This is a genomic window from Campylobacter concisus (genome assembly GCF_902460705.1).
Lineage (GTDB): Bacteria > Campylobacterota > Campylobacteria > Campylobacterales > Campylobacteraceae > Campylobacter_A > Campylobacter_A concisus_Z.
This window is the reverse complement of sequence record NZ_CABPUP010000001.1, coordinates 235,659-260,888: the sequence shown is the minus strand read 5'-3', so window position 1 is coordinate 260,888 and position 25,230 is coordinate 235,659. Positions and strand designations below refer to the sequence as shown.

Genomic DNA, 25,230 nt, shown 5'->3' with positions numbered 1-25,230 from the left:
ATACTCGCCTTTTGTAGGGGAAATCCCCTACACCCCTAAAACAATTAAATAATTTGGATTGTGAGCGTTAGAACAGAATTTATCTCGCTGTCTTGCTCGACTGAAAAAAGATACTTCAAAAGCCATATATCTTTAAGGATAGGAACGCCATTTCTTAGCTTAGAAGTGGTTGTCTTATTGATACCACTAAGCACAAGAACGTCGCCACGCTTTAAAGAATATGAGCTTTTAAGCTCTTTTTTTGAAACAATGGGCGTTAATGATGAACTTTGCGACAAGATATCTTCAAGAATTAGATGTAAGTCAAAATCAATATGATCAGATAAAATGATAGGTTTTAAATTTATCTTTAGACCAATGTCTTTATATTCATAGCTATCGGTTTTTTGATAATTTGCGTTTGATATATCAGTTTTTGAAACAAGATAAGGGATATTCTGAACGGAACTAAAATAAACTTCGGTGTGATTTTTTGCCGTCAATACTGGCGAAGAGATAATTTTTGTAATGCCATTCGTATCAAGAAAATTTAATATGCCAAAAAAGGCACGATCATCGTTTTTAATAATATTTGAATTAGAAATATAAGGGGAAGTAATCAGATTAATATAATAAGCTAAATCGCCGTGATTAAGTGGCTTAAGTAAGCCTTTTAAATTTGTGCCTAAATCTTTAATGTCTTTTAAATTTGTTTCAGTGATAGTTAGCTTAAAAGTTACTTGCTCCAGGCTCTTATCAATTTTCGAAATGGCTTCTTTAATTTGATCAAATATATAGTCATCAGCCCTAAAGAAAACTGAATTAGAAGACGTTGAGTAAGTAGCATTTAAATCAAACTGGCCAAGAATTTTATTTACATCATCGTAAACATAATTCTTTAGATCGATACGCCTAAGATCATAATCAGGCAATTTTTGAGAGCTTACATAATAAAAATTGTCCTTTTTGTAAAGATATAAATTCTTTGCTTCAAGCATCTTTCTAAACATTGCAATCGTGATCTTAACTTCATCTTCATAGATAAAATAATATTCGCCCTGGTGTATGCTTTCATCGGTTACAATGGCTATATTATTAGCTTTACTGGTAAGACGTGCGAAATCTAAAAGATCGGTATAAATTTCAGCAGCAAACAAACTATTTAAAAACAGAAGTGGAAGAATTAGGAACTTGATTAAACTTTTCATCGGAAACACCTTTGTTATTTTTTGAAATTAAATTTTGGAAAACTGGCTTGTCAAATACATAGTAATATTTGACAAGCTCGTGAGATTTTGGCTCATAATAGAAATATAATGGCGTATACATTGAAGATATGTAACTAAGTAATGATAATGGATATAGATGATAATCTTCGTCAAAATGGCAAGATGAATTAACGCAAGTAATGTTATAAATATAAATTTCTGGAATATCGGAGCTGGTTTTATTTTTTTGTTTAGAAGTGTCTTTGAATATATCTGGAAAATCTGAAATACTATTTTTTTGAGAATTTGGAAAAGAAGTTTTATCTTGGTTTGATAAATTGTTTTCAGCTGGAGTGTCAGGCTTAAAAATAGACATAACAACAAAATAAAAATAAATTAAAAGAAAAATAAATACAACAATAGCTAGTAAAAAATAAAATCTTACAAATGATTTTTTATTTGAACTTTGTCCAGAGTGGTATAAATTAAATACTTCTTCAAGATATGGAATATTAATAATCTCTAATCTATCTTTTTTATAAAGCCTATAAGATGCAAAAACTTCATAACGAAATTTCTTTGAAAATAATCTTTTTGCGCTATCAACAGCCCTATAAAATTTCTCTGCTATACGTTTATATTCATTATTTACTAGGGTTAAATCTTGGGTAATTAAATAGATATCCTGGTATAAATGGCGATGATATGTAAGCCACCAAACTAAAATTTCGTCTTTTTTATCTTTGAAGAAGTTATGACACTCATCAAGGAAAAACACACAACCATATAAATTTAACTCTTTGGCTTTCTCATTAACTTCGTTATCAGTCGCACCAGTCTTATATAAAGCATATAAATTTCTTAAGCCTAGATAAAACTCATCAAAATCGAACTTTTTAAATTTATCTGATAATTCAAATTTAAACTCATTTATATTTGTGTAGCAAAATAAATAACTAGGCTTTTCTTTAGGCTTAACAAATTTAGATAAAAATGTTTTCTTTGGCTCAAATAAAAAGGTCTGGTAAATCATATATACTGCGTAATATGTTTTACCACTTCCAGGGTTGCCAACTAAATAAGTAATCATTTTTAAAGCTTTGCCAAAATAAATGTAACAAGAGTTTCACGAACAAATCTAAAAACAGTAATGCCAATTTTTGTCGCATAAATTACAAAGAAAGAAAGAAAAATAGGCGAAAATATAGAAAAGACATCACAAAAGGCATTCCAAGCACCAAGAGATTTTAAAATAGAAAAGGCAGTCGTAACGATCTTTTCATTGCCTACTGAAAGATTATTAACATAATCAATAATATAGTTAAATTTAGAATAGATGAAATTAATAATATAAATAACAGCAGCGGCATAAGATAAAACAAGAGCACCTAAAATTACGTTAATAACAACCATTTTAGAAAATGTAACTGCTTTAAAAACAAAATTAATAGCATTTTCCCATTTAAAAAAGCGAAAGAATAAAACAATAGTAGCTATAATTGCTTGCATATCTTACCACCCCATAAAAGTAAAAATAAATAGCTTGGCTATTAAAAATAAAAACAACAAAAAGAAAGCTACAAAGAAAAAGACATAAAGAGAAGAAGCAATCGGCGAAAGAATACTACAAAAATCAAAGACAACTTTTTTACTGAAAAAAACCATATCTATATCAAAACTTAAAGGGCAAGTGTTAGGAATACCGCCTTTTTTTAAGCTCATTAAATTGCCATCTTTGATTTTTGAGATAGTATCATTTAAGCTTTTTTTAATACCATCAATAGGCTCAAAAAGATTATTAATATTTTCCTTATACGTATTTGCGAGATCAGCGGTTCTTTCTTCAAGCTCGCCATAATCTATATTGCCAGGTGTAGCGTTTTCAGAATTGCCGTTTCCTTGTCCGCCACCTGAGCCGCTACCTGAGCCGCCACTCGATCCGCCGCCAGTACCACCAGATGAACCGCCACCAGTGCCGCCAGTACCACCAGATGAACCGCCACCAGTGCCGCCATTATTGCCACCAGAGCCGTTATTATTGCCACCGCTAGAACCGCTATTGTTTCCATTACCAGGTGTAGAACTGTTATTGTCTTTGTCTTTGTCTTTATTCGGATTTTCTTTATCTTTGTCTTTATCTTTGTCTTTATCTTTGTTTAGATTTTCTTTACTTTTGTCAAATTTGAAAGTAATCAATCTTTCATCTTTGCAATGAGCATTAACAATATTAGGTTTTTCAGGATCCCAAGCATAACCAGGATTATAAGAAGAGCCAAGACCAGAACAATAACACCTTGCAATATCATCTATTGTTAAAGCACTAGAACAATCTATACAAGTATAATCAGAAGTAAAAAATTTATGATTATCTTCATCGGTACAATCAACAACACAAGCATTAGTTTCAACATTCCATAATTGACCAGCCGGACAAGCATCAACACATTGCATAGTATCGGTGTTAAATTCTTGATTTAAAGAACATCTAGCTATTTGCTTTGAATTAAAAAGTATAAAATCATAATAAGTAAAAACTGGGTCTTTTGAATAATCAGAAACAACATAATACTCATAATCACCAACGCCACCACGTTGACCAAAGCGACCAGTTTTTGGAGTGCTATGTATATAGGAGTAATCATTACCAAACCCCTTATAAAAACCAGGCTTATGTGAGCCAGCAAAATAATAAGCTTCTTGAAAAATTATAAAAGAATAGATAAAGTAATAACCATATTCAGGCGACCTAAAACCAAAATGATTTCCTTTTAAAAATTTGGCATCAATAGGCTTAAAAGAACTATCCAAGTTACGATCAAGCACAGCCAAACATAAGCCATCACCAGCGCAATTTTTAGAAAAAGCAAGAGAACATAAAAGAGATAAGAAAATGAAATATCTAGCTAGAAATTTCATCACAAAGCCTTAAAAAAATCTTTTTGTTAAAAGAGTTAAAGCAGCACAAATGGGTAAAGATAAGACCATAAACCATATAAAGATAGAAAAGAAGTAATCAAAAGCCGGAATACCAATAACATCAAACATTTTAAACACCTTTTTTAAATTCTCGAGAGAATTATGAAAATAAACAAGCAAAGCAAGAAACCGCATAAAGTCCCAGTCATAGACATCAAGAAGTTATATTGCTCTATTGTTAAGTTAAGAAAGACTTTATCCATAAATTTAAACCCCAAAAAATTACTGACGCACTTCGTTTGTCGGCTTAAAGCTTTGCTTTGCACTCTGCTTTAAGCTTTAAAATTTATGTGCTAATTTTTAAAAAGACTAAAAGCAGAAGTAATGGCAGTAACACAAGCAAAAAAGACAATTACAATAGCAAAGAAAGAATTTAGAAAAAATCCTAATTTAGTAACGTCTATAAAATCAAAATACACTTTTAACCTTTTTAAAAATTAGCCCCCAATAAAGGGGGAACAAGCTATTTTAAAAGAGAAAGACCTTTTTTAACAGCAAAAATTGCAGCCAAAACAACAATAACCGCACCAGCTACGCCCATAAATGGAGTAATATTAAGATCGCCAGTTACTGTGCCATCTGCACCCATTGTTATACCAGCTGCAAGAGCATTACTTGACATTGCGCCAACAGCAGCAACACCACCTAGAACCTTAGCTTTAGTAGAAGAAAGAAATTTTTTCATCTCTAACCCTTTTTGTTTAAATTTAGTAGCCTTTAACTACTTATCTAAGGAAACACGGACTTAAATAAGTAGTTAAAGGGGATAGACCCCTTTATTTATTTATTTTCAGGTTTTTTTGCAGGCTTTGTGTCGTATAGGAAGTATTCGACCGGATTAGCGATCGTAATTATTCTTTGATCATTAGGGAAGCCACCTTCAACCGGTATCTCTTCGCCTTTTTTAAATTTTTCTTTTATTGCAGCCGCTACAAGTCCAGCGGTATTGTTATCTGGGCAGATTATTTTAAAAACTACTTTTTGCTCTACTTCATCGGTAAAGCCAGTCTTTTCATTAACAACGTCATAGATATTTGATGAAGAAATACGAACAGAAGAAGAGTAATCATTACCTTCAAACTTACCAGAAGCCGAACTTCTAACAAGACCACCCCTAAGAACATACTTTAAATCATATTCAGATTTAACGATTTGCATTTTTAACACCTTTTTTTAATTTATTTTTTTGAAACACCATTTAACATAGCCCCGAAAAGGTGTTTCGTCCAAACGGGGCTAAAATAGTTTAATGCCATATTCAGGGCAAAACCTATGCAATTTTTGATATAATTTTGTTGCGAACAAAAATCAAAAAATTATGCACAATAATTGTGCATTTGGATAATGAAATGTTAAATAAAAAACCCTTAAAAATTAATAAAATGCAAAATAATTTGTCAAAAAGTATGAAAAATGACTAGACAAGAATTAGCAGACAAATTAAATATTACTAGAAATACACTCACAAATTGGGAAAAAGAAAAGCCAGAATTAATACGATTAATAAATCAAGGTTTAGCACTAGATGAACAAATTTTAGAAACCAAAAAATTTCTAGAAAGATTAGAAAAAATAAGAGAAAAAGCAAACAATGGAAAAATAAATACTAAGATAAATAAATCAGAGGAATAATGTTGGAACAAAATTTAAATCTAATTATTCCACTCATAAAAATTTTTATATCTGTAATGCCTATTTTATTATTTATATTTTTAATAAAATTAATAATAAATTTTATAGAAAAACAAGTAAGAAAAACAAATTTTAAAAAAAGGAATTTTATGCAAATTATAACAGCAAAACAAATAGCAGAAGCATTTAATAAAAATTCAAAAGAGATAAACGAAGCTTTTGTAAATATAGGTTATGCCGAAAAATGTAGTAATGGATATACAGTAACACAACTTGGAAAAAGTAAAGGTGGAGAGCAAAATTTTTATATGGGAAAAGCAAATATTAGATGGACAGAAGAAATACTAAAAGATGATATCTTTATAAACGAAATAAAAAAAGAACAAAAAGAAGAAAAAGAACAGAAAGAAGAAAAGCAAGAAAATTTTAGAGATAAATTTAAGGCAGAGTATAGAACTAATGATGGACACTATGTAAGAAGCAGGGCTGAAGTAATTATATCAAACTGGTTATTTGGAGAGTGTATAGCACACGCTTATGAAAAAAGAGTTCCAATAGAAGAAGATATGTATTGCGATTTTTATATACCAAAAGGAAAAATTTATATAGAATTTTGGGGATACGAAGAAGATGAAAAATATTTAGCGAGAAAGGAAAAGAAGAAACACCTTTATAAAAAATATGGTTTAAATTTAATAGAAATAGATAATGAAATAATAAACAATATAGATGACTTTTTACCAAAAGAGCTTTTAAAATTTGGGATTAAATTAAACCTTGATTAAGATATATTAAGCATAAACAAGCTTAATATCAAGAGCATTAACAACCTTAAATATACTTTCAAATCTAGGTTTTGAATTTTCTTTAAACATTTTATAAAAGCTTTCCCTATTCAAATTTGCTTTTTTTGCAACTTTCTCAATACCTTTTGATTTTGCTATATAAAACAAAGCCCTTTTAAATTCTTCGATATCGCCATCAGACAAAACCTGATTTAAATACTCTTTTCTTAATTCATCGGTTGTTAAATAGTCTTCTAAATTAAATTTTGTAAATTCTTCTTTCATCTATAATCCTTTAAAATCTCTTTTGCTTTTTTAATATCATCGCTTTGGCTATCTTTATCACCAGCATTTAACAATATAATTATTTCATCGCCATTAAAAGTAAAAAATATTCTTATTCCACCACGATTAAAAAACCTAAGCTCATATAAATCGGTATCAATAAATTTATAATCTCCTAAATGATCTTTAGTTTCTATTTGATCCAATCTTCTTAAAATAGAAATTTTAACAACCGGATTATTTAATTTATTTAACCATTTATCAAACGTAGTACTTTTTAATATTTTCATAAAATAGATTTTAAAAAAATGTAGCTTAATGGCTACTTATAAAAAGACCCTAACGCTCATAACCCGAAGGTCGGCGGTTCAAATCCGTCCTCCGCAACCAAATGCCTCATATCTTTATCATCTAAAAACTAAACGCCAACTCCTGTGCCATCGCGTATATCATCAACATTGAGATGAACGTAGTGTAAGCTACTTTTAATATCTGTATGACCCATAAAAGCCATCAATTTATGAGCATTAAATCCCTTCAAACTCACTAACCTAGAAGCCACTGTATGGCGTAATACGTATAGTCCGTGAGTGTTGTTTTCTCCCTTATATCCTAGATGGTTTCTTGCAGCCCACCACATACGATTTGCTGTATCGTGGTTTAGATGAGTTATAGGGCACTTGTTTAAGGGTGGGTCTTTGCAGTTATCATAAGCCCCTTGAGATACCCAGTAGTAAGCCATACGAAGCACTTGGTCGTCTTTTGTTTCAGTAAAGAGTTTACGAGCCTCTATTTTACTTACGCTCTTAGCTATCTCTAAGCGTTGTTTTATGGCTTTGAAGACTAGAATAGTTTTGTTTTAATATGTAAAAAGGAAGATTTAGTAAAAATAGGTTTCATAACTTTTAAATATAAAAAGAGAAATTCCCATCTACTATATGTTTTATGGATTATTAGTATAAATTTAAAAATACAGGAGGGGCGAATGCCCCTAATTATTATTTTAAAGTTTGGATGTATTCAGCTACTGCTTTTGCATCTTCGTCACTCATTGGAGCAGCGATTGGTTTCATCATAGCGCCAAGACCAAATTTATTTGCTCCTGTTTTATAACCCTTTAGTGCCTCTTCGATAGCTGCTGCATCAAGAGATGTTAAAGCTGGAACTTTATTATTAAACATTTTTTCAGCTTTTGCACCATGACAGGCGATGCATTTTTTGTAGATAGCAGCACCATCTGCAGCAAAGGCAGCAGTTGAAAGTAGAGCCGCAACGCTAGAAACAATTAGTAATTTTTTCATTTTTCATCCTTTGTAAAAAAGTTTATGCATTATAGTACAAAAAGGTAAATTCGCAAGAAGCTAGTTAAAATATTTTGGCTATAATCATCAAATGAATAAAAATGAGCCTATTAAAGCACTTTTTCTGGATAGAGACGGCGTAATAAACGAAGATGCTGGATATGTTTACGAGATAAAAGATTTTAAATTTATCAATGGCATTTTTGACGCATTGAGAGAATTTAGCGATGCTGGCTATAAGCTCTTTGTTGTGACAAACCAATCAGGTATCGGCAGGGGCTACTACACGCAAGAGCAGTTTGACGCTCTAAATAAATTTATGCTTGAAATTTTTAAAAAAGAGCAAATTTTTATCACCAAAGTCTACTTTTGTCCGCACGCTCCAGAGGCGGATTGCGCTTGCAGAAAACCAAATCCAAAAATGATATTTGATGCCTGCAAAGAGTTTGACATAGACCTTGGAAACTCGCTCATGATAGGCGATAAGCCAAGCGACGTCGAGGCTGGCAAAAGAGCAGGTATTGGTAGAAATTTCTTGCTTGATGGCATAAATTTTAAAGATGTAAGAGATGTTTTAAATAAGCTAAAAAAGGAAAAATCACTATGAATTTAAATGGAAAAAAGATAGTTATAACTGGCGGCGCTGGCTTTATCGGCTCAGCTTTGGCGCATTATTTTGATGAAAATTACAAAGACGTTCACGTGCTTGTTGTGGATAAATTTAGAAACGATGAGAAATTTAGCAACGGCAACCTAAAAAGCTTTGGTCATTTTAAAAATTTACTTGGTTTTAAGGGTGAAATTTACGCTGGCGACATCAACGATCCTAGCACGCTTGAAAAGATAAAGAGCTTTCGCCCAGATGTTATCTACCACGAGGCAGCGATCTCAGATACGACCGTAAAAGAGCAAGACGAGCTAATAAAAACAAATGTAAACGCTTTTGTAAATTTGCTTGACATCTGCGAGAGTTTGGGCGCAAAGATGATCTATGCAAGTTCAGGCGCCACTTATGGTAACGCAAAGAGCCCACAAACCGTTGGCGAGTGCGAAGCACCAAATAATGTCTATGGCTTTAGCAAACTAAGCATGGATAATATCAATAAAATTTATGCAAAGCGTGGCGTGAGCGTGGTTGGGCTGAGGTATTTTAACGTCTTTGGCAAGGGCGAGTTTTTCAAAAACAAAACCGCCTCGATGGTGCTTCAGTTTGGCCTGCAAATTTTAGCTGGCAAGACCCCAAGGCTCTTTGAGGGCAGCGACCAGATCAAGAGAGATTTCGTCTATATAAAAGATATCATTGACGCAAACATAAAAGCACTTGACGCGCCAAGTGGCGTCTATAACGCAGCTACTGGCAAGGCTAGAAGCTTTCAAGATATCGCTGACATCTTGCAGCGAGAGATCGGCGTAAATTTAGGCAACGAATATATCAAAAATCCATTTATTGGCTCATATCAGTTTCACACCGAGGCCGACGTAGCCCCAGCTCGCGAGGCATTTGGCTTTAGTGCGACTTGGAGCTTGGAAGAAGCGATAAAAGACTACTTGCCAGAAATAAAGAGAATTTACAAGGAAGAGATAAATGGCTAAGAGAGTTAAAATTTTAGTCGTCGGTGATCTTATGTTGGACCACTATATCTGGGGTAGCTGCGACCGTATCTCGCCTGAAGCGCCGGTGCAGGTTGTAAAGATAAATAACGAAACCTACACGCTTGGTGGCGCTGGCAATGTTGTGAGAAATTTGCTCTCGCTTGGCGCAAATGTGAGCGTGGCTAGCGTCTTAGGAGATGATGAGGCTGGCAAAAAGATAAAAGAAAAGCTTGCTGAGCTAAACGTAAAAGATGAGCTCATACTCACCGAAAAAGGACGCGAAAGCTCGATTAAAAGCCGTATCATGGCATCGCACCAGCAAGTTGTCAGGATCGATAAAGAGAGCGTTGTAAAGATAAATTTAGAAGATAAACTCGTCTTAAAAGTCAAAGAAAACCTTGCAAATTTCAAGGCCGTCTTGCTAAGTGACTACGGCAAGGGCGTGCTTAGTGAGAAGGTCTGCCAAGAAATCATAAACGAGTGCGTGAGGCTAAAAATACCAGTTCTTATCGATCCAAAAGGCAGTGACTACTCAAAGTATAAAAACGCGACCCTTCTAACGCCAAATAAAAAAGAGGCGAGCGAGGCTACAAATTTAAAGATAAAAGACAAAGCTGAGCTTGAAAAGGCGATAAAACAGCTAAAAGACAAGCTAAATTTGACCTATTCGATCATTACGATCTCAGAAGAGGGCATCGCGCTATATGATGACAGATTGCACATCTTTGCGGCCAAGGCAAAAGAGGTCTTTGACGTCACTGGCGCTGGAGATACGGTGCTTGCCACACTTGGCTACATGCTAGCAAATGGGGCTGATATAAAAGAGGCGATAAAGATAGCAAACCTCGCAGCAGCCGTTGTCGTAGCAAAGATAGGCAGCGCAACGGCTAGCTTTAGCGAGATCGAGCAGCTGCTAAATAGCTCATTTGGGGCAAATTTCGAGCATAAGCTTAAAAGTGTCGAGGAGCTAGAGGAAATTTTGAGCCAAAAGGGTAAGAAAAAGGTCGTTTTCACAAATGGCTGCTTTGATATCCTGCACGCTGGGCACGTAAAATACCTAGCGCGCGCAAGAGAACTTGGCGATCTTTTGGTCGTTGGACTAAATTCTGATGCTTCAGTTAAGAGGCTAAAAGGCGAGACAAGACCTATAAACTCGCAAGATGATAGAGCCTGCGTGCTAAGTGGGCTTGGATTTGTTGATTATGTCGTGATTTTTGATGAGGATACGCCTTTAAATTTGATAACACAGATAAAGCCTGATGTGCTTGTAAAAGGGGCTGACTATAAAGATAAAGAGGTCATTGGTAGCGATATCGTAAAAGAGGTCAGGCTAATTGACTTTGTCGAGGGCAAAAGCACAACAGGGATAATAAAAAGGATAAAAGATGCTAAAAACAATGATAAAAAATGAGCTCGAGGCTCACCAAAAGACCTTTAGCGAGCATGTAAATTTGCTGGGTAGCTTGGAGCGCGCTTGCCAGATGGTAGCTGATACGCTAAAAAATGGTAAAAAGGTGCTGATATGTGGTAACGGCGGCTCTGCGGCGGACGCGCAGCACTTTGCAGCTGAGTTAACTGGCAGATATAAAAGTGAGCGCCAGCCACTACCAGGCATCGCGCTAACCACTGATACTTCGGCTCTTACGGCCATTGGCAATGACTACGGCTTTGACTATGTTTTCTCACGTCAGTTTGAGGCCTTGGCTCGTCCTGGTGACTTGCTTGTGGCGATCTCAACAAGCGGCAACAGCAAAAACGTCCTTGAAGCTATAAAAAGTGCCAAGAAAATGGGCGCATCAGTGCTTGGACTTAGTGGCAAAGGGGGCGGCGCTATGAATGAGGATTGTGATCTAAATTTAGTCGTTAGCTCAAGCGATACTGCAAGGATACAAGAGTCGCACATATTTTTCATACACACAATTTGCCAGGCCGTAGATGAGGCTTTTAGGAGTTAAGATGCAAGAAGCGATGGATAAATTTTTAAGTGATCCTAGCCAGCAAAATGAGATAAATTTGATAGCGGCTTTAAAAAAGGCTAGCTTTTTCGCTCCAGTGCTTTTAAACCAAGCACTTGCAAAGCCTGATGGTGGTGTGGTTTATGAAGAAGAGGGCTCAAATATCAAATTTATCCTGCTTGAAGATGAGGGCGAGAAGCTTAGCTATTTTCCAGCATTTACTAGCAAAGAGGCGATGAAGCTTTGGCGAAACGACAGCGAGCAAGAAAGCATTGAGATAGGACTAAAAGAGTATCTTGCGATGCTAAAAGAGAGCAGTTATGCTGGCGTTGTGGTGGATGCTTTTAGCTATGATTTTATTCTTAAAAAAGAGCAGATAGTAAAAATTTTAGATTAAAATTTTTATCGCACTATTGCCAAAGTCGCTGATTTGCTATTTAGCAAGTTTTTATTAATTTTAAGCTAAAATCAGCCAAGCTAAATTTAAGGAAAAAAATGAAAGACAATCTACTTGAATTAACCCAAGATATCGCATCTGTTGATATCGAAGAGTCTATAAAAACTAGCTATCTTGACTACTCCATGAGCGTTATCGTCGGACGTGCTTTGCCTGACGCTAGAGACGGATTAAAGCCAGTACATAGAAGAATTTTATACGCTATGGACAATCTTGGCGTTGGTAGCAGAAGTGCCTATATGAAGTCAGCTCGTATCGTCGGTGAAGTAATCGGTAAGTATCACCCACACGGCGACACAGCGGTTTATGACGCACTTGTTCGTATGGCTCAGAAATTTTCTATGCGTTATCCAGTCGTTGACGGACAAGGAAACTTTGGCTCAATTGACGGCGACAGCGCAGCTGCGATGCGTTATACCGAAGCTAGAATGACAATGCTTACTGAAGAGCTTTTAAAAGATATCGACAAAGACACGGTTGATTTTGTACCAAACTACGACGATAGAGAGGTCGAGCCAGATGTACTTCCAAGCCGTGTGCCAAATTTATTGCTAAACGGCTCAAGCGGTATCGCGGTTGGTATGGCGACAAATATCCCACCACACAGTCTTGATGAGCTTATAGATGGTCTTTTACTCCTTCTTGAAAACAAAGAGGCGACACTTGAAGAGGTGATGGAATTTATAAAAGGTCCAGACTTTCCAACTGGCGGCATCATCTTTGGTAAAAAAGGCATCATAGAAGCCTACCGCACAGGTCGTGGCAGAGTCAAACTAAGAGCCAAAACTCACATAGAAAAAAAGCCAAACAAAGATGTCATAGTAATCGACGAGCTACCTTATCAAACAAACAAAGCAAGGCTCATTGAGCAGATCGCCGAGCTTGTAAAAGATAAGCAGATAGAGGGCATTAGCGAGGTTAGAGATGAGTCTGATAAGGACGGCATCCGTGTAGTTATTGAGCTAAAACGCGACGCTATGAGCGACATCGTGCTAAACAACCTATTTAAATCAACCACGATGGAGAGCACTTTTGGCGTTATTATGCTTGCTATTAATAACAAAGAGCCAAAGGTATTTAACCTTATTGAGCTGCTTAAGCTATTTTTAAATCACAGAAAAACAGTTATCATTAGAAGAACGATATTTGAGCTCGAAAAAGCGCGTGCAAGAGCCCACATCTTAGAGGGTCTAAAGATCGCACTTGATAATATTGACGAGGTGATCGAGCTTATTAGAAATAGTGCTGATACATCGGTTGCTAGAGAAGGCTTGATGAGTAAATTTAACCTCTCAGAGCTTCAAGCAAACGCTATCCTTGATATGCGCCTAAGCAAGCTTACAGGCCTAGAGAGAGAAAAACTAGAGGCCGAACTAGCCGAGCTTATGGCTGAGATCGCAAGACTTGATGAAATTTTAAAGAGCGAGACATTGCTTGAAAATTTGATCAAAGAAGAGCTTCTTGAGATCAAAAATAAATTTAAAGTACCAAGAGTTACTGAGATCGTTGATGACTACGATGATATCGACATCGAAGATCTCATACCAAATGAAAATATGGTCGTAACCATAACTCACCGCGGCTACATCAAGCGTGTGCCAAGCAAGCAGTATGAGAAGCAAAAACGCGGTGGCAAGGGCAAAGTAGCGGTCACGACATACGATGATGACTTTATAGAGAGCTTCTTTACTTCAAATACCCACGATACGCTTATGTTTGTGACTGACCGCGGACAGCTCTACTGGCTAAAAGTCTATAAGATCCCAGAGGGAAGTCGCACGGCAAAGGGCAAAGCGGTTGTAAATTTGATCCAGTTGCAGCCTGATGAGAAGATCAAAGCGATCATCCCAACGACTGACTTTGACGAGAGCAAATCGCTAGCATTCTTCACTAAAAATGGCATCGTAAAACGCACAAATTTAAGTGAGTTTAAAAACATCCGCTCAGTTGGCGTAAGAGCAATAAGCCTCGATGAGAACGACGAGCTTGTAACTGCACTCATCGCTCAAACATACGATGATATGCCAGTAATTGACCCAGAAAATGAGCTAAGCGTTGAGACAGAGGTGCTTGAAGTAGAAGAGCTTCAGAATGAGATCGATGAAGATAGTGTAAATGCTGAAGAGGACGCAAACTCAAGCGATGAGACAATGCTATTTGTCGTTACTAAAAAGGGTATGTGCCTTAAATTTAAGATCAGCAAAGTTCGCCAAATGGGCAGAACTGCACGCGGCGTAACTGGCATTAAATTTAAAGAACCAGGCGACGAGGTTGTGGGTGCTGCAGTCATCGAAAGCAATGACCAAGAAATTTTAAGTATATCTCAAAAAGGTATCGGCAAGCGAACAACCGCTGATGAGTACCGCTTGACAAATCGCGGCGGCAAAGGCGTCATCTGCATGAAGCTAACAAGCAGAACAGGCGATCTAGTAGGCGTTGTGATGGTTGATGAAGAGCAAGACCTTATGGCTCTAACATCAAGTGGCAAGATGATCAGGGTTGATATGCAAAGCATCCGCAAAGCAGGACGTAATACAAGCGGCGTGATCGTCGTAAATGTCGATGGCGATGATGTTGTAAGTATCGCAAGATGCCCTAAGGCAGATGATGGCGAGGACGAGGATGAAGCACCAAGCGAAGATATGGGGCTTTTGGAATAAATTTTGCTATTAAATTTTAAATAAAAGCATAAAAAAGGTTGTTTATGAAGGTTAAAATTTTATCTTTTGCTTTGATGATTGCTATTTTTGGCGGCTGCTCATTTAACGGCTTTATGGGCGAGCCAACTAGCACATCAAACCGCAACGTAGTCATCCAAAAGGTCGATAAAGACGATCTTAGAGAGGTGATGAAAAAAGAGAAGATGATATATGATAGCGCTCCAAGAGAGACCACTTTTAGAGCCACAGGCGAGGGCATAGCTCCGCTAAATTCGCTCTCATACGCTCAGTCGGTCACTCTTGCAAAAAGAGCAGCGATGGCTGATGCTTATTCACAGCTTGCAGGCAAGCTTTATGGCGTAAAGATCAACGCTGAAGACACCGTAAGAGACGCAATGCTAAACGACTCATCTATCACTTCAAAGGTTCAAGGTCTTGTTAAAAACGCAAGGATCGTGAATGAAAATTTCAAAGATGGGCTTTATAAGGTAAATATGGAGCTTAAGATAGACGAAGATAAGTGGCGAGAAGTCTTTTCTTACTAACGATACTTTTAAATTTTGCCTTTTGCTTGGAAGAATTTATCTTCTGGGCGAAGGTCGATACAAAAAACCAAATAGTTGCCTTTGAAGAAATTTCATTTTCAAAGGCGATGACTTTAACATCAAATCCAAAACCAAAATTTCTTTGCCAGATAGATGCTTTTAAAGATGAAAACACCACAACTCTTGGCTTTTTAAATTTACACAAAGATGAGATTTTTGACTGCTTTGCCTTAAAAAAAGTGATGATAAAAAATGAGCTAAATGTCAAAAATGCGCAGGTCACAAACGCTTCAAATTTGAAAATTTTGCCAGTTAGATTTATGGTGGAATTTAAGCCAAAATCCGCTATCATCGGCACACTTCAATAAAAAGAGATCAAATGAATATCGTCATAGTAGAAGATGACATCAATATGCGAAAGTCGCTTGAGATCGCACTTGGCGAGTATGAAGAGCTAAACATCAAAAGCTATAAGAGTGCAGTTGAAGCCCTAAAAAAACTAAGCGACGACACTGATCTAATCATAACCGATATAAACATGCCAAAGATGGACGGACTTGAGTTTATTAAAGAGCTAAACGGCAAATTTGACGTCATCATAATGACAGGAAATGCGACGCTTAATAAGGCGATCGAGAGCGTTAGACTCGGCGTAAAGGACTTTTTAACCAAGCCGTTTGACGTCTCAACGCTATATGAAGCGATAAAAAGGGTCAAGCTTCTTAAGCAAAAAACTCCAAAAACTATAAAAAAAATAGAAACAAAAAGCGAAAATAACGGCTTTTTAGCTACTTCAAAGGCACTTGAAGCGACGCTAAATATCGCGCTAAAAGCTGCAAGGACTGACGCTTCAATAATGCTTAGTGGCGAAAGTGGCGTTGGCAAAGAGGTTTTTGCTAAATTTATCCACGCAAACTCACCTAGAAAAGATGCTGTATTTGTTGCTTTAAATATGGCGGCGATCCCTGAAAATTTGATAGAAAGTGAGCTTTTTGGCTTTGAAAAGGGCGCATTTACTGACGCTGCGACTACCAAAAAAGGGCAGTTTGAGCTAGCAAATGGCGGAACACTATTTTTAGATGAGATCGGCGAGATGCCCATAAATTTACAGCCAAAATTGCTTCGTGCCTTGCAGGAGCGCGAGATAACAAGGCTTGGCGCTACAAAGAGCGAAAAGATAGACGTTCGCATCATCTGCGCTACAAACGCAAATTTAGAGCTTGCGATGAAAGAGGGCAGGTTTAGAGAGGATCTTTTCTACCGCCTAAACACGATCCCACTTTTTATCCCACCACTTCGCGAGCGAAAGGATGAAATTTTGCCTATCGCGCAGGATGCTTTGGACAAATGCTGCAAAGAGTATGGCTTTGAGTCTAAAAATTTCTCAAAGGCAGCCAAAGAGGAGCTTTTGGACTACGACTATCCAGGCAACATAAGAGAGCTCATTTCAGTCGTGCAAAGAGCGGCGATACTAAGCGAGGGCGATGAAATTTTGCCAAATGATCTATTTTTACAAGCCAGAAGCAAAAAATAGCCATAAATTTAAGTAAAATTACGAAAATTAAAAGAGATAAGGAGAGCAGATGAGAAAATTTAACGTAGCAGTCGTTGGTGCTACTGGAGCGGTCGGCGAAGAGCTTTTTAGAGTGATGGAAGAGGTTGAGTTTCCAGTTGGAGAGCTTTTGCCGCTTGCTAGCGCAAAAAGTGCTGGCAGCGAGATCGAATTTAATGGCAAATATTACAAGGTAAAAGAGCTAACTGAAAAGGTTTTTAGCGAGCACGAGATAGATATCGCATTTTTTAGTGCGGGCGGTTCAGTCTCAGAGAAATTTGCCAAATTTGCAGCTGATAGTGGCGCAGTAGTTATCGATAACACCAGCCATTTTAGGATGGATAAAGACATCCCCCTTGTTGTGCCAGAATGTAATCCAAGTGATATAGCTATGTGGAAAAATCGCGGTATCATCGCAAATCCAAACTGCTCAACCATCCAAATGGTGCAAATTTTAAAACCACTAAATGACGCTTTTAGTATCAATAGAGTCGATGTTTCTACATACCAAGCAGCAAGCGGTGCTGGCAAAGAGGGCATGGAAGAGCTTGTCATTCAGATGCAAAAATTCTTTGAGTTTAAGCTTGATGAGTGTGAGCCAAAGGTATTTGCGCACCGCCTAGCACTAAATGTGATCCCTCACATCGATGTCTTTTTGGACAATGACTACACAAAAGAAGAGATGAAAATGGTCAATGAAACGCAAAAAATTCTTCACAAAGATATAGAAGTTAGCGCTACCTGTGTGCGTGTGCCAGTGCTTAGAAGCCACTCTGAGGCGATCACTATCCACTTTGATAAAGATGTAAGTGCGGATGCAGCGAGAGAAATTTTAAGCAAAGCTCCAAGCGTCGTCGTAGTCGATAATCCGGCAAATAAAGAGTATCCGATGCCTATCATTTCAAGCGATACAAATGAGACTTATGTCGGTAGGATCAGAGTTGATAATTACAGACCTAATGTGCTTCATCTTTGGTGCAGTGCCGATCAGATACGCGTAGGGGCTGCGACAAATGCCGTCAGGATCGCACAAAAGTGGATCGCGATGCAAGAGTAAATAAAAAGGATTTTTATTGCGTAAGATATTTGAAAAAATTTTGCTTGCAAGCAACAGCTTTACACTTTTTCCAGTAATTTTTGGACTTTTAGGTGCGATCGTACTTTTTATCATCGCAAGTTACGACGTCGGCAAGGTACTTTTAGAGGTTTATAAATATTTCTTTGCTGCAGATTTTCACGTTGAAAATTTCCACTCAGAAGTCGTTGGTGAGATAGTTGGAGCGATCGATCTATACTTGATGGCGCTTGTTCTTTATATATTTAGCTTCGGAATTTACGAGCTTTTCATCTCAGAGATCACACAGTTAAAGCAGTCAAAGCAGAGCAAAGTCTTAGAGGTTCACTCTCTTGATGAGCTAAAAGATAAGCTTGGCAAAGTGATCGTCATGGTCTTAATCGTAAATTTCTTCCAAAGGGTGCTTCACGCAAACTTTACAACTCCGCTTGAGATGGCCTATCTTGCGGCTTCTATCCTTGCACTTTGCCTTGGACTTTACTTCCTTCACAAGGGAGATCACTAAAATTTTAAGCGTTTTTACGCTTAAAATTTCCCCTACATCTTTTCTTTAGCTATTTTTAGGTAATATCCCTTTAAAAATTTAAAGGAAATTTAATGATTTTTATAGACGCTTGTCTTAAAAAACCTACCCCTTATACGCCTGTTTGGATGATGCGCCAAGCTGGTAGATATCTACCAGAGTATATGCGAGTACGCGCGCAAGCAGGGGATTTTTTGTCACTTTGCAAAGACTACAAAAAGGCTAGCGAAGTCACGCTTCAACCAGTTGAAATTCTAGGCGTTGATGCGGCGATTTTATTTAGCGACATCCTTGTTGTGCCTCTTGAAATGGGTATGCATCTACGTTTTGAAAAGGGCGAGGGGCCAGTTTTTAGTGAGCCTTTGCGTGATAAGGCCGCACTTGATGCACTTAGTATCGAAAAATCGACTAAAAATTTAGCATACGTCTATGACACGATCAAGCTCACAAGAGAAAAATTAGCCAAAGATAAGGCACTAATTGGCTTTTGTGGCGCACCTTGGACGATAGCTACATACATGATCGAGGGTGGTGGCAGTAAAACTTATGCGGTCTGCAAAAAAATGCTCTATCAAAATCCAGAATTTTTACATCAAATTTTAGAAAAAGTTACGCAAGCTCTCATCCTTTATGTCAAAGAGCAGATAAGAGCAGGCGTAAATGCGGTACAAATTTTTGATAGCTGGGCAGCTGCACTTGAAGAGCAGGCTTATTTTGAGTTTGGATTTAACTACATAAACAAGATAGTTGATAGCGTTAAGGCTGAGTTTCCAGAAATTCCAGTCATCGTTTTCCCAAAAGGAATAAGCGGCTATCTGGATAAAATTTCAGGAAAATTTGATATTTTTGGTGTCGATTGGAGTACACCGATAGAGCTAGCCAAAGCAAAACTTAGTCCAAGATATGTCCTTCAAGGAAACATGGAGCCAACAAGGCTTTATAGCAAAAAGGCGATAGATGAAGGCGTAAATAAAATTTTAAGCACGATGAAAGGCGTGCCTCATATTTTCAATCTTGGTCATGGAATTTTGCCTGATGTGCCAGTTGAGAATGCAAAATATTTCATAAAACAGGTGCAGACAAAAAGTGCAAGGTAACAAGCCTTGCATCGTCTTTGGACCGATAAATTCTCGCCGTTTTGGCATGAGCCTTGGCATAGATCTAAGCCCAAAGCAAAAATCATGTAATTTTGACTGTGTTTATTGCGAGCTAAGTGGCGCTAAAGTAATCAATGCGATAGAAAATCCACCAAGTGTTGACGAGATCATAAGCGATTTAAAAGAAGCTTTAAAAGCTTATCAAAATATCGACGTCATCACGCTTACAGCAAATGGCGAACCAACTCTTTACCCACACTTAAAAGAGCTGATAGCAAAAGTAAATGAGCTAAAAGGTAGCGCAAAAACACTTATTTTGAGTAATGGCTCAGGCGTGTGTGATCCAAAAATTTGTGAAGCGCTACATGGGTTTGATATAGTGAAATTTAGCCTGGATAGTGCAGTACAAAGTACTTTTAAAAAGATAGACCGCAACAAAAGCGGCATAGAAGTTAGCGAGCTCATAAAAGCGATGGCTAAATTTCGTAAGGAATTTACTGGCAAGCTTGTGCTTGAAATTTTGGTTGTGACTGGATTTAACGACAAAGAAGAGGAATTTATAGCTCTAAATGCAGCGATAAATGAGATAGCTCCGCACCGAGTGGATATTGGCACGATAGATCGCCCACCAGCTTATAATGTAAAGGGTGTAGACGCCAAAAAACTAGAGGAGCTAGCCAAGCAGATAAGTGGCGTACCGGTTAATATAGCTAAAGCTCACAAAATAGAGCAAAAGTATAACTTTAGTGAGGAAGAAATTTTAGAAATGCTAAGGCGTCGTCCGCAAACTATCGCAAATGTTGAAGAAAATTTCTCAGAGCACTCAAAGCAAATTTTAAACAAGCTCTTGCAACAAGATATGGTTTATCTAGCCGATGTTGCTGGGGTAAAATTTTACAAACTAAGAGCATAAATGAAAAGAATCCTTACAATACAAGATATCTCGTGCGTTGGCAAATGTTCCCTTACTGTCGCGCTTCCGATAATTAGCGCTCAAGGCATTGAGGCGTGCATATTGCCTACTGCGCTACTTTCGACTCACACTGGCTTTAAAAATTTCACATTTTGTGATCTGACTGATGAATTTGACGCGGTAACACAAGTATGGCACAAAGAAAATATCAAATTTGATGGAATTTATACCGGATTTTTAGGTAGCTTTGGTCAGCTTGAGCTGATAGAGAAAATTTTTAATGAGTTTAGTGGCTCTGCTCCGCTAATACTTGTAGATCCTTGCATGGGCGACAATGGCAAGCTCTATCATGGCTTTGATGAAAAATTTGTTATGAAAATGCGCGAACTTTGCTCAAAAGCTCATGTTATTACGCCAAATATAACTGAAGCAAGCTTTATGTGTGGCAAGCCATTTTTGAGAGATGAATATAATGAAGATTATATTTTGGAATTACTAGAAAATTTAGCGAGTTTTGGTGCGTATAAGATCGTGTTAAAGGGTATTAGATACAAGCAAAATGAATGTGGCATCATAGCTTACGACGCAAAGACAAAAGAGAAAGTAGAGTATTTTCACGAGTTTTTGCCATTTCACACGAGTGGAACTGGAGATATTTTTGCTTCAGTGCTTTTTGGCTCGCTAGTAAATGGCGAAAGCATGCAAAATGCCATCAAAAAGGCAGCAAATTTTGTGCTTAGTAGCATTAAAGTCACGCTAAAAGATAAGAACCGCACATGGTATGGTGTGCAGTTTGAAAAGATGCTTGGTACTCTTGCAAAATAGGCGGGCAAACTACTTATTTAAAATTTTTAATAACACAACGATATGGCAAAGATTTATATCTTTGCTAGCTGTTAGAAGTGCTATATCGCCATGCTCTTTTTCCAATTTTTTTAGCATTTTAAAGCAAGATTGCGCTGTTTTATTATCAAGCTCGAGCTCAAATTTCTCACAAAACTCATCAAATCTAGCTTCTCTATCTTCATGAAACCACTCTCTTAAAGCAGTGCTTGGTGTGATACCTTTTAACCAAAGAAAATTTGAAAATATCTCTTTTCTTATGCCTCTTGGATAGAGTCTATCAACAAAAGCTGCCTTCATATCCAAACTATCATCTTTGATAAAATCATAAATTCTATAAGCTTTAAACATGTTGTGATTGTAATCCTATAATGTTTATAAATAAAAAAATATTCTTAGTTATCTTATATTTTTTATACTTGTTTAAAATTTAAGGTTTGTAAAATCAAAGCTCAAATTTTTGATTGTGGTGATAAGAATTAAACTAGGGCTAGAAAATAGTCCTAAAAAGAATAAATTTAAATTAAAGCTCGTTTCGATAAAATCCCAACATAAAAATCACTAAAAAGGTTATCATTATGAGAGGCTATAAAATTTTCTCAGGAACGGCTAATATTGAGCTTTCAAAGAAAATTTCGCAATATCTTTCACTTCCTCTTAGCGAGGCAAGTATAAAAAGATTTAGCGATGGAGAGATCAGCGTGCAAATCGGCGAGAGCGTGCGCGGAAAAGATGTTTTTGTCATTCAGCCAACATGTGCACCGACAAATACAAATTTAATGGAGCTACTTATCTTAACTGACGCTTTAAGACGCAGTAGTGCAAGCTCTATAACAGCGATTGTGCCGTATTTTGGCTACGCTAGACAAGATAGAAAAGCAGCTCCTAGAGTACCGATCACTGCAAAGCTAGTGGCAAACATGATGCAAACAGCAGGTATCGATAGAGTCGTCACTATGGATCTTCACGCAGGACAAATTCAAGGATTTTTTGATATTCCGGTTGATAACCTTTATGGAAGTATTATTTTTAATGACTACGTAAGAGCTAAAAATTTACCAAATCCAATCGTTGCAAGCCCTGATGTAGGTGGCGTTGCTCGTGCTAGAGCTTTGGCTAAAAATCTAAATCTTGACATGGTTATAGTAGATAAGCGCCGCGAAAAAGCAAATGAAAGCGAAGTGATGAATATAATCGGCGATGTAAATGGCAAAGATGTGATTTTAGTTGATGATATGATAGATACAGCTGGCACGATCGTAAAAGCAGCTGAAATTTTTAAAGAGCGTGGCGCAACTAGCGTTATGGCGTTTTGCACGCATCCAGTCCTTAGTGGGCCAGCTTACGATAGGCTAAGACTAGGCTTTTTGGATGAGTTGGTGGTAACAGATACGATCCCTCTAGCCGAGGAGCTTCCTTGTATAAAAGTGCTAAGTGCGGCTTCTTTGTTTGGCGAAGTGATACGCCGTGTATATCACAATGAAAGCGTAAATAGCTTATTTTAATTAATCTTGGCTTTTGCTTTGAGTGTTTCAGGCAAAAGCCAAATCTTTCAATATTTATTAGAATTTAATTTTGATAAATCAAAATTTGTAGCAAAAAGATAACCTCTATTTATAGCTGGAATTTTTAAAATTCTAGCCTTCTCTTTAAAAATTTTTGGCATTATGGTTTTACAAAATGGAGTTACTAGAAGGTAAACATCTGCGTATCCGACAGCGATCTTGCCGCTTAGCACCACGCTTGTTTGCTTTGCTAAATTTGCACTTAGCTCATCTTTTTGCGCTTTGCTTAGAAGCACGTTTAGCTCTTTTGCCGCCATATCAACGCCTCGTATCGCATTACTATCATTTTTTATGATAAAAATTTCATCACTTATTTTTGTGATATTTGGCATTAAAATTTGTCTATCGGCTTCTAAAAACTCAAAGCTTTTTTTTACGCCATTAAAATAATTATCTAAAAAAGGTTCGCTAAAATTTAGCCTCATGAAGCTTCTTTTTAACTCGCCTTTCAAATTTGTCTCATCAATAAAATAGTGTAAATTTCTCTCATCAAGATAATTTTGAAGCTCTTTTTTGCGTAAATTTAAAAGCGGCCTAACTAGCCAAAAGTACTTTCTTCTTTCAAGCTCACTCATGCCAAAGAGCTCTTTTAGCCCAGCACCCTTACTAATCTGCATCAAAAACCACTCAAATTTATCGTCAAACTGATGCGCTAGGATTAAATTTTCGTAGTCAAATTTTTGGCAAATTTCTCCAAAAAATTCATATCTTACCTCGCGCGCGTTTTTTTCAAAATTTGACTTATCTAAAAAAACGCTTTTGGTATAAATTTTTTTACCAAATTTATCCGCGAGCTCTTTTGCACTTTTTATCTCGCTTTTACTTTGCTCTCGAACATTGTAATCAACCATCGCTAGATCAAATTTGATCCCAGCCTCTTCTAAAATGTAAAAAAGTGCAGTGCTGTCTATGCCGTGCGAGAAGGCTAGTAGGTTTGCACCTGAGCTTAGCTTTTCTCGCACATTCTGGCTTATCATTTTGCTTTTTTGATAATTTTAGCGATCAGTTTTTGATCGACCAGGTCAGTGACCTCACAAAGGTAGAGTGAGCCGATCTCAAGCTCTTTTACATCGCTCTCGTTTATTAGGATTTCGCCGTCTATATCTTTATCCCAGATGTCTTTTTTGGCTGCGTAAAACATCTCGCCCTCGCTGCTTTCGCCCTCAAGAGAAGCATAAATTTGCTTGCCAATCTCTTTTTGCAAGCTCTCATTTATCGATTTTTTAGTTATCTTTTCTATCTTATTTAGTCTTTTTGAGATGATCTTGGCTGGGATTTGTTCCATTTCAAAAGATGCTGTGTCTTCTTCTTTTGAGTAGGCAAAGGCTGAAATTCTATCGAAATTAAACTCTTCTAAAAATTTGCAAAGCTGCTCAAAATCATCCTCGCTCTCTCCTGGATGACCCACAATGACACCAGTTCGTAAGAATGAATTCTTGGCATTTCTCATTAAATTTAAAAGCTCTTTGATCTTTTTAGCGCCACTTCCACGCTTCATTATCTTTAGCATGTCTTCGCTGATGTGCTGAATCGGCATGTCAAAGTAGTTGTGAAAGATAGGCGAGGTGATGATACGCTCAATTAGCTCCTTGCTGGTCGTACTTGGGTAGAGATAAAGTATCCTAGCACTCATTACGCCTTTTATCTTTTCTATCTCATCTATTAAATTTATAAGCCCGTCGCTAACGCCTTGATCGCGCATATATGAGCTTGAGTCCTGAGATAAAAAGCTAAAGTCGTAGTAGCCTTTTTTGACTAAATTTTTGACCTCATTTACGATGTTTTCAAGAGAGCGTGATTTTAGCTTGCCTTTAAAAGTTGGAATGGCACAAAAGCTGCATTTTTGGTTACAGCCCTCTGAAATTTTGATGTAGGCGTGGTAGTTTGAGCCAGTTATCACACGCTCTTCATTTGCTTGTAGATAAGTTTGTGGGCTAAATAAATTTTGCTTTTTTAAGATGATCTCATCAATCTTGTCATAGTCAGCCACACCGGTAAAGAGATCGACCTCTGGTAGCTCTTTCATAAGCTCATCTTTATATCGCTGCATAAGACAGCCAGTTACTACTAGTAAAGAGCCATTTTTACGAGCTTCGTGCATCTCAAGTATGGTTTGTATGCTCTCTTCTTTGGCGGATTTTATAAAGCCACAGGTATTTACGATGATGACGTCGGCATCGCTGATGTCATCGGTAATATCGTAGTTTTGCAATCTACCAAGCATTATTTCTGAATCAACTAAATTTTTGTTACAGCCAAGTGAAATTAAGTGAAGTTTTGGCATTT

The 25,230-nt window shown here is 37.0% G+C and carries 30 protein-coding genes; 17 read left to right on the top strand and 13 right to left on the bottom strand.

Annotation, left to right across the window (positions count from 1 at the left end; translation table 11 throughout):
- Positions 1 to 44: 44 nt before the first annotated feature.
- The 6 genes from F3G75_RS01305 to F3G75_RS01280 form a co-directional block, all read right to left on the bottom strand.
- Positions 45 to 1,187 carry a type II secretion system protein GspD gene (locus tag F3G75_RS01305; RefSeq protein WP_149716268.1) on the bottom strand — a complete coding sequence of 381 codons (1,143 nt, stop codon included), beginning with the start codon at positions 1,185 to 1,187 and terminating at the stop codon, positions 45 to 47.
- The gene (locus F3G75_RS01300) at positions 1,138 to 2,277 is read right to left on the bottom strand and encodes a zonular occludens toxin domain-containing protein (protein ID WP_149716267.1); all 1,140 of its coding nucleotides are present in this window, start codon (positions 2,275 to 2,277) and stop codon (positions 1,138 to 1,140) included. The genes F3G75_RS01305 and F3G75_RS01300 overlap by 50 nt, the downstream gene beginning before the upstream one ends.
- A gap of 2 nt (positions 2,278 to 2,279) precedes the next feature.
- Positions 2,280 to 2,696 (bottom strand): hypothetical protein, encoded by a 417-nt coding sequence (locus tag F3G75_RS01295; protein WP_180998551.1) that lies wholly within the window; start codon positions 2,694 to 2,696, stop codon positions 2,280 to 2,282.
- Positions 2,697 to 2,699: 3 nt separating this feature from the next.
- Positions 2,700 to 4,103, bottom strand: a complete 1,404-nt coding sequence (locus F3G75_RS01290; RefSeq protein WP_149716266.1) for a hypothetical protein — start codon at positions 4,101 to 4,103, stop codon at positions 2,700 to 2,702.
- A gap of 523 nt (positions 4,104 to 4,626) precedes the next feature.
- Positions 4,627 to 4,848, bottom strand: coding sequence for a hypothetical protein (locus tag F3G75_RS01285; RefSeq protein WP_084108104.1), 222 nt, complete (start codon positions 4,846 to 4,848; stop codon positions 4,627 to 4,629).
- A gap of 95 nt (positions 4,849 to 4,943) precedes the next feature.
- Complete coding sequence (locus tag F3G75_RS01280; RefSeq protein ID WP_107776181.1) at positions 4,944 to 5,321, bottom strand: hypothetical protein; 378 nt, start codon at positions 5,319 to 5,321, stop codon at positions 4,944 to 4,946.
- A 255-nt stretch (positions 5,322 to 5,576) separates the two neighbouring features.
- Between F3G75_RS01280 and F3G75_RS01275 the strand changes: the two genes are divergently transcribed.
- Entirely contained in the window at positions 5,577 to 5,795 is a 219-nt protein-coding gene (locus tag F3G75_RS01275) for a helix-turn-helix domain-containing protein (RefSeq protein WP_054196526.1), read from the top strand.
- 2 nt (positions 5,796 to 5,797) lie between these two features.
- Entirely contained in the window at positions 5,798 to 6,580 is a 783-nt protein-coding gene (locus F3G75_RS01270) for a hypothetical protein (RefSeq protein ID WP_223154423.1), read from the top strand.
- Positions 6,581 to 6,586: 6 nt separating this feature from the next.
- Here F3G75_RS01270 and F3G75_RS01265 read toward each other — a convergent pair whose 3' ends face one another.
- The 4 genes from F3G75_RS01265 to F3G75_RS01250 all read right to left on the bottom strand — a co-directional run bounded on the left by F3G75_RS01265 (position 6,587) and on the right by F3G75_RS01250 (position 8,166).
- Positions 6,587 to 6,865 carry an addiction module antidote protein gene (locus F3G75_RS01265; RefSeq protein ID WP_054196527.1) on the bottom strand — a complete coding sequence of 93 codons (279 nt, stop codon included), beginning with the start codon at positions 6,863 to 6,865 and terminating at the stop codon, positions 6,587 to 6,589.
- Positions 6,862 to 7,155 carry a type II toxin-antitoxin system RelE/ParE family toxin gene (locus F3G75_RS01260; RefSeq protein ID WP_149716265.1) on the bottom strand — a complete coding sequence of 98 codons (294 nt, stop codon included), beginning with the start codon at positions 7,153 to 7,155 and terminating at the stop codon, positions 6,862 to 6,864. Before F3G75_RS01260 ends, F3G75_RS01265 begins: the two co-directional genes overlap by 4 nt.
- Positions 7,156 to 7,283: 128 nt before the next feature.
- Positions 7,284 to 7,697 (bottom strand): tyrosine-type recombinase/integrase, encoded by a 414-nt coding sequence (locus tag F3G75_RS09560; protein WP_410470367.1) that lies wholly within the window; start codon positions 7,695 to 7,697, stop codon positions 7,284 to 7,286.
- A gap of 166 nt (positions 7,698 to 7,863) precedes the next feature.
- On the bottom strand, positions 7,864 to 8,166 hold the full coding sequence (locus F3G75_RS01250) for a c-type cytochrome (protein ID WP_149716263.1): 303 nt from the start codon (positions 8,164 to 8,166) through the stop codon (positions 7,864 to 7,866).
- A gap of 91 nt (positions 8,167 to 8,257) precedes the next feature.
- Between F3G75_RS01250 and gmhB the strand changes: the two genes are divergently transcribed.
- The 14 genes from gmhB to F3G75_RS01180 all read left to right on the top strand — a co-directional run bounded on the left by gmhB (position 8,258) and on the right by F3G75_RS01180 (position 21,361).
- A complete protein-coding gene (gene gmhB / locus F3G75_RS01245) occupies positions 8,258 to 8,773 on the top strand; it encodes a D-glycero-beta-D-manno-heptose 1,7-bisphosphate 7-phosphatase (protein WP_149716262.1) in 516 nt (171 codons plus the stop codon).
- Positions 8,770 to 9,759, top strand: a complete 990-nt coding sequence (rfaD, locus tag F3G75_RS01240; protein ID WP_149716261.1) for an ADP-glyceromanno-heptose 6-epimerase — start codon at positions 8,770 to 8,772, stop codon at positions 9,757 to 9,759. Before gmhB ends, rfaD begins: the two co-directional genes overlap by 4 nt.
- A complete protein-coding gene (gene rfaE1, locus F3G75_RS01235; RefSeq protein WP_149716260.1) occupies positions 9,752 to 11,170 on the top strand; it encodes a D-glycero-beta-D-manno-heptose-7-phosphate kinase in 1,419 nt (472 codons plus the stop codon). Before rfaD ends, rfaE1 begins: the two co-directional genes overlap by 8 nt.
- The gene (gene gmhA / locus F3G75_RS01230) at positions 11,145 to 11,714 is read left to right on the top strand and encodes a D-sedoheptulose 7-phosphate isomerase (protein ID WP_149716259.1); all 570 of its coding nucleotides are present in this window, start codon (positions 11,145 to 11,147) and stop codon (positions 11,712 to 11,714) included. The genes rfaE1 and gmhA overlap by 26 nt, the downstream gene beginning before the upstream one ends.
- Before the next feature lies 1 nt (position 11,715).
- Positions 11,716 to 12,111, top strand: coding sequence for an SseB family protein (locus F3G75_RS01225; RefSeq protein ID WP_149716631.1), 396 nt, complete (start codon positions 11,716 to 11,718; stop codon positions 12,109 to 12,111).
- Positions 12,112 to 12,209: 98 nt separating this feature from the next.
- Positions 12,210 to 14,831, top strand: coding sequence for a DNA gyrase subunit A (gyrA, locus tag F3G75_RS01220; protein ID WP_149716258.1), 2,622 nt, complete (start codon positions 12,210 to 12,212; stop codon positions 14,829 to 14,831).
- 44 nt (positions 14,832 to 14,875) lie between these two features.
- The gene (locus tag F3G75_RS01215) at positions 14,876 to 15,376 is read left to right on the top strand and encodes an LPP20 family lipoprotein (protein WP_002939671.1); all 501 of its coding nucleotides are present in this window, start codon (positions 14,876 to 14,878) and stop codon (positions 15,374 to 15,376) included.
- Entirely contained in the window at positions 15,352 to 15,744 is a 393-nt protein-coding gene (locus F3G75_RS01210; protein WP_103628293.1) for a hypothetical protein, read from the top strand. Before F3G75_RS01215 ends, F3G75_RS01210 begins: the two co-directional genes overlap by 25 nt.
- Before the next feature lie 11 nt (positions 15,745 to 15,755).
- Positions 15,756 to 16,910 (top strand): sigma-54-dependent transcriptional regulator, encoded by a 1,155-nt coding sequence (locus tag F3G75_RS01205; protein ID WP_149716257.1) that lies wholly within the window; start codon positions 15,756 to 15,758, stop codon positions 16,908 to 16,910.
- Between the two features lie 49 nt (positions 16,911 to 16,959).
- Positions 16,960 to 17,985 carry an aspartate-semialdehyde dehydrogenase gene (locus F3G75_RS01200; protein ID WP_103580175.1) on the top strand — a complete coding sequence of 342 codons (1,026 nt, stop codon included), beginning with the start codon at positions 16,960 to 16,962 and terminating at the stop codon, positions 17,983 to 17,985.
- Positions 17,986 to 18,001: 16 nt separating this feature from the next.
- A complete protein-coding gene (locus F3G75_RS01195) occupies positions 18,002 to 18,508 on the top strand; it encodes a YqhA family protein (RefSeq protein ID WP_085657434.1) in 507 nt (168 codons plus the stop codon).
- 92 nt (positions 18,509 to 18,600) lie between these two features.
- On the top strand, positions 18,601 to 19,623 hold the full coding sequence (hemE, locus tag F3G75_RS01190; RefSeq protein ID WP_148790043.1) for a uroporphyrinogen decarboxylase: 1,023 nt from the start codon (positions 18,601 to 18,603) through the stop codon (positions 19,621 to 19,623).
- 46 nt (positions 19,624 to 19,669) lie between these two features.
- Positions 19,670 to 20,536 (top strand): radical SAM protein, encoded by an 867-nt coding sequence (locus F3G75_RS01185; protein ID WP_103580217.1) that lies wholly within the window; start codon positions 19,670 to 19,672, stop codon positions 20,534 to 20,536.
- On the top strand, positions 20,537 to 21,361 hold the full coding sequence (locus tag F3G75_RS01180; RefSeq protein ID WP_149716256.1) for a pyridoxamine kinase: 825 nt from the start codon (positions 20,537 to 20,539) through the stop codon (positions 21,359 to 21,361).
- Positions 21,362 to 21,370: 9 nt separating this feature from the next.
- On the opposite strand, the gene F3G75_RS01175 is transcribed toward F3G75_RS01180, so the two are convergent.
- Positions 21,371 to 21,730 (bottom strand): DUF488 domain-containing protein, encoded by a 360-nt coding sequence (locus F3G75_RS01175; protein WP_149716255.1) that lies wholly within the window; start codon positions 21,728 to 21,730, stop codon positions 21,371 to 21,373.
- A gap of 227 nt (positions 21,731 to 21,957) precedes the next feature.
- Here F3G75_RS01175 and F3G75_RS01170 point away from each other — a divergent pair, with 227 nt between their 5' ends.
- The gene (locus tag F3G75_RS01170) at positions 21,958 to 22,884 is read left to right on the top strand and encodes a ribose-phosphate pyrophosphokinase (RefSeq protein WP_072594149.1); all 927 of its coding nucleotides are present in this window, start codon (positions 21,958 to 21,960) and stop codon (positions 22,882 to 22,884) included.
- A 47-nt stretch (positions 22,885 to 22,931) separates the two neighbouring features.
- On the opposite strand, the gene tilS is transcribed toward F3G75_RS01170, so the two are convergent.
- Both tilS and rimO read right to left on the bottom strand, forming a co-directional pair.
- Complete coding sequence (gene tilS, locus F3G75_RS01165; RefSeq protein ID WP_149716254.1) at positions 22,932 to 23,921, bottom strand: tRNA lysidine(34) synthetase TilS; 990 nt, start codon at positions 23,919 to 23,921, stop codon at positions 22,932 to 22,934.
- On the bottom strand, positions 23,918 to 25,228 hold the full coding sequence (gene rimO / locus F3G75_RS01160) for a 30S ribosomal protein S12 methylthiotransferase RimO (RefSeq protein ID WP_149716253.1): 1,311 nt from the start codon (positions 25,226 to 25,228) through the stop codon (positions 23,918 to 23,920). The genes tilS and rimO overlap by 4 nt, the downstream gene beginning before the upstream one ends.
- Between the last annotated feature and the right edge of the window lie 2 nt (positions 25,229 to 25,230).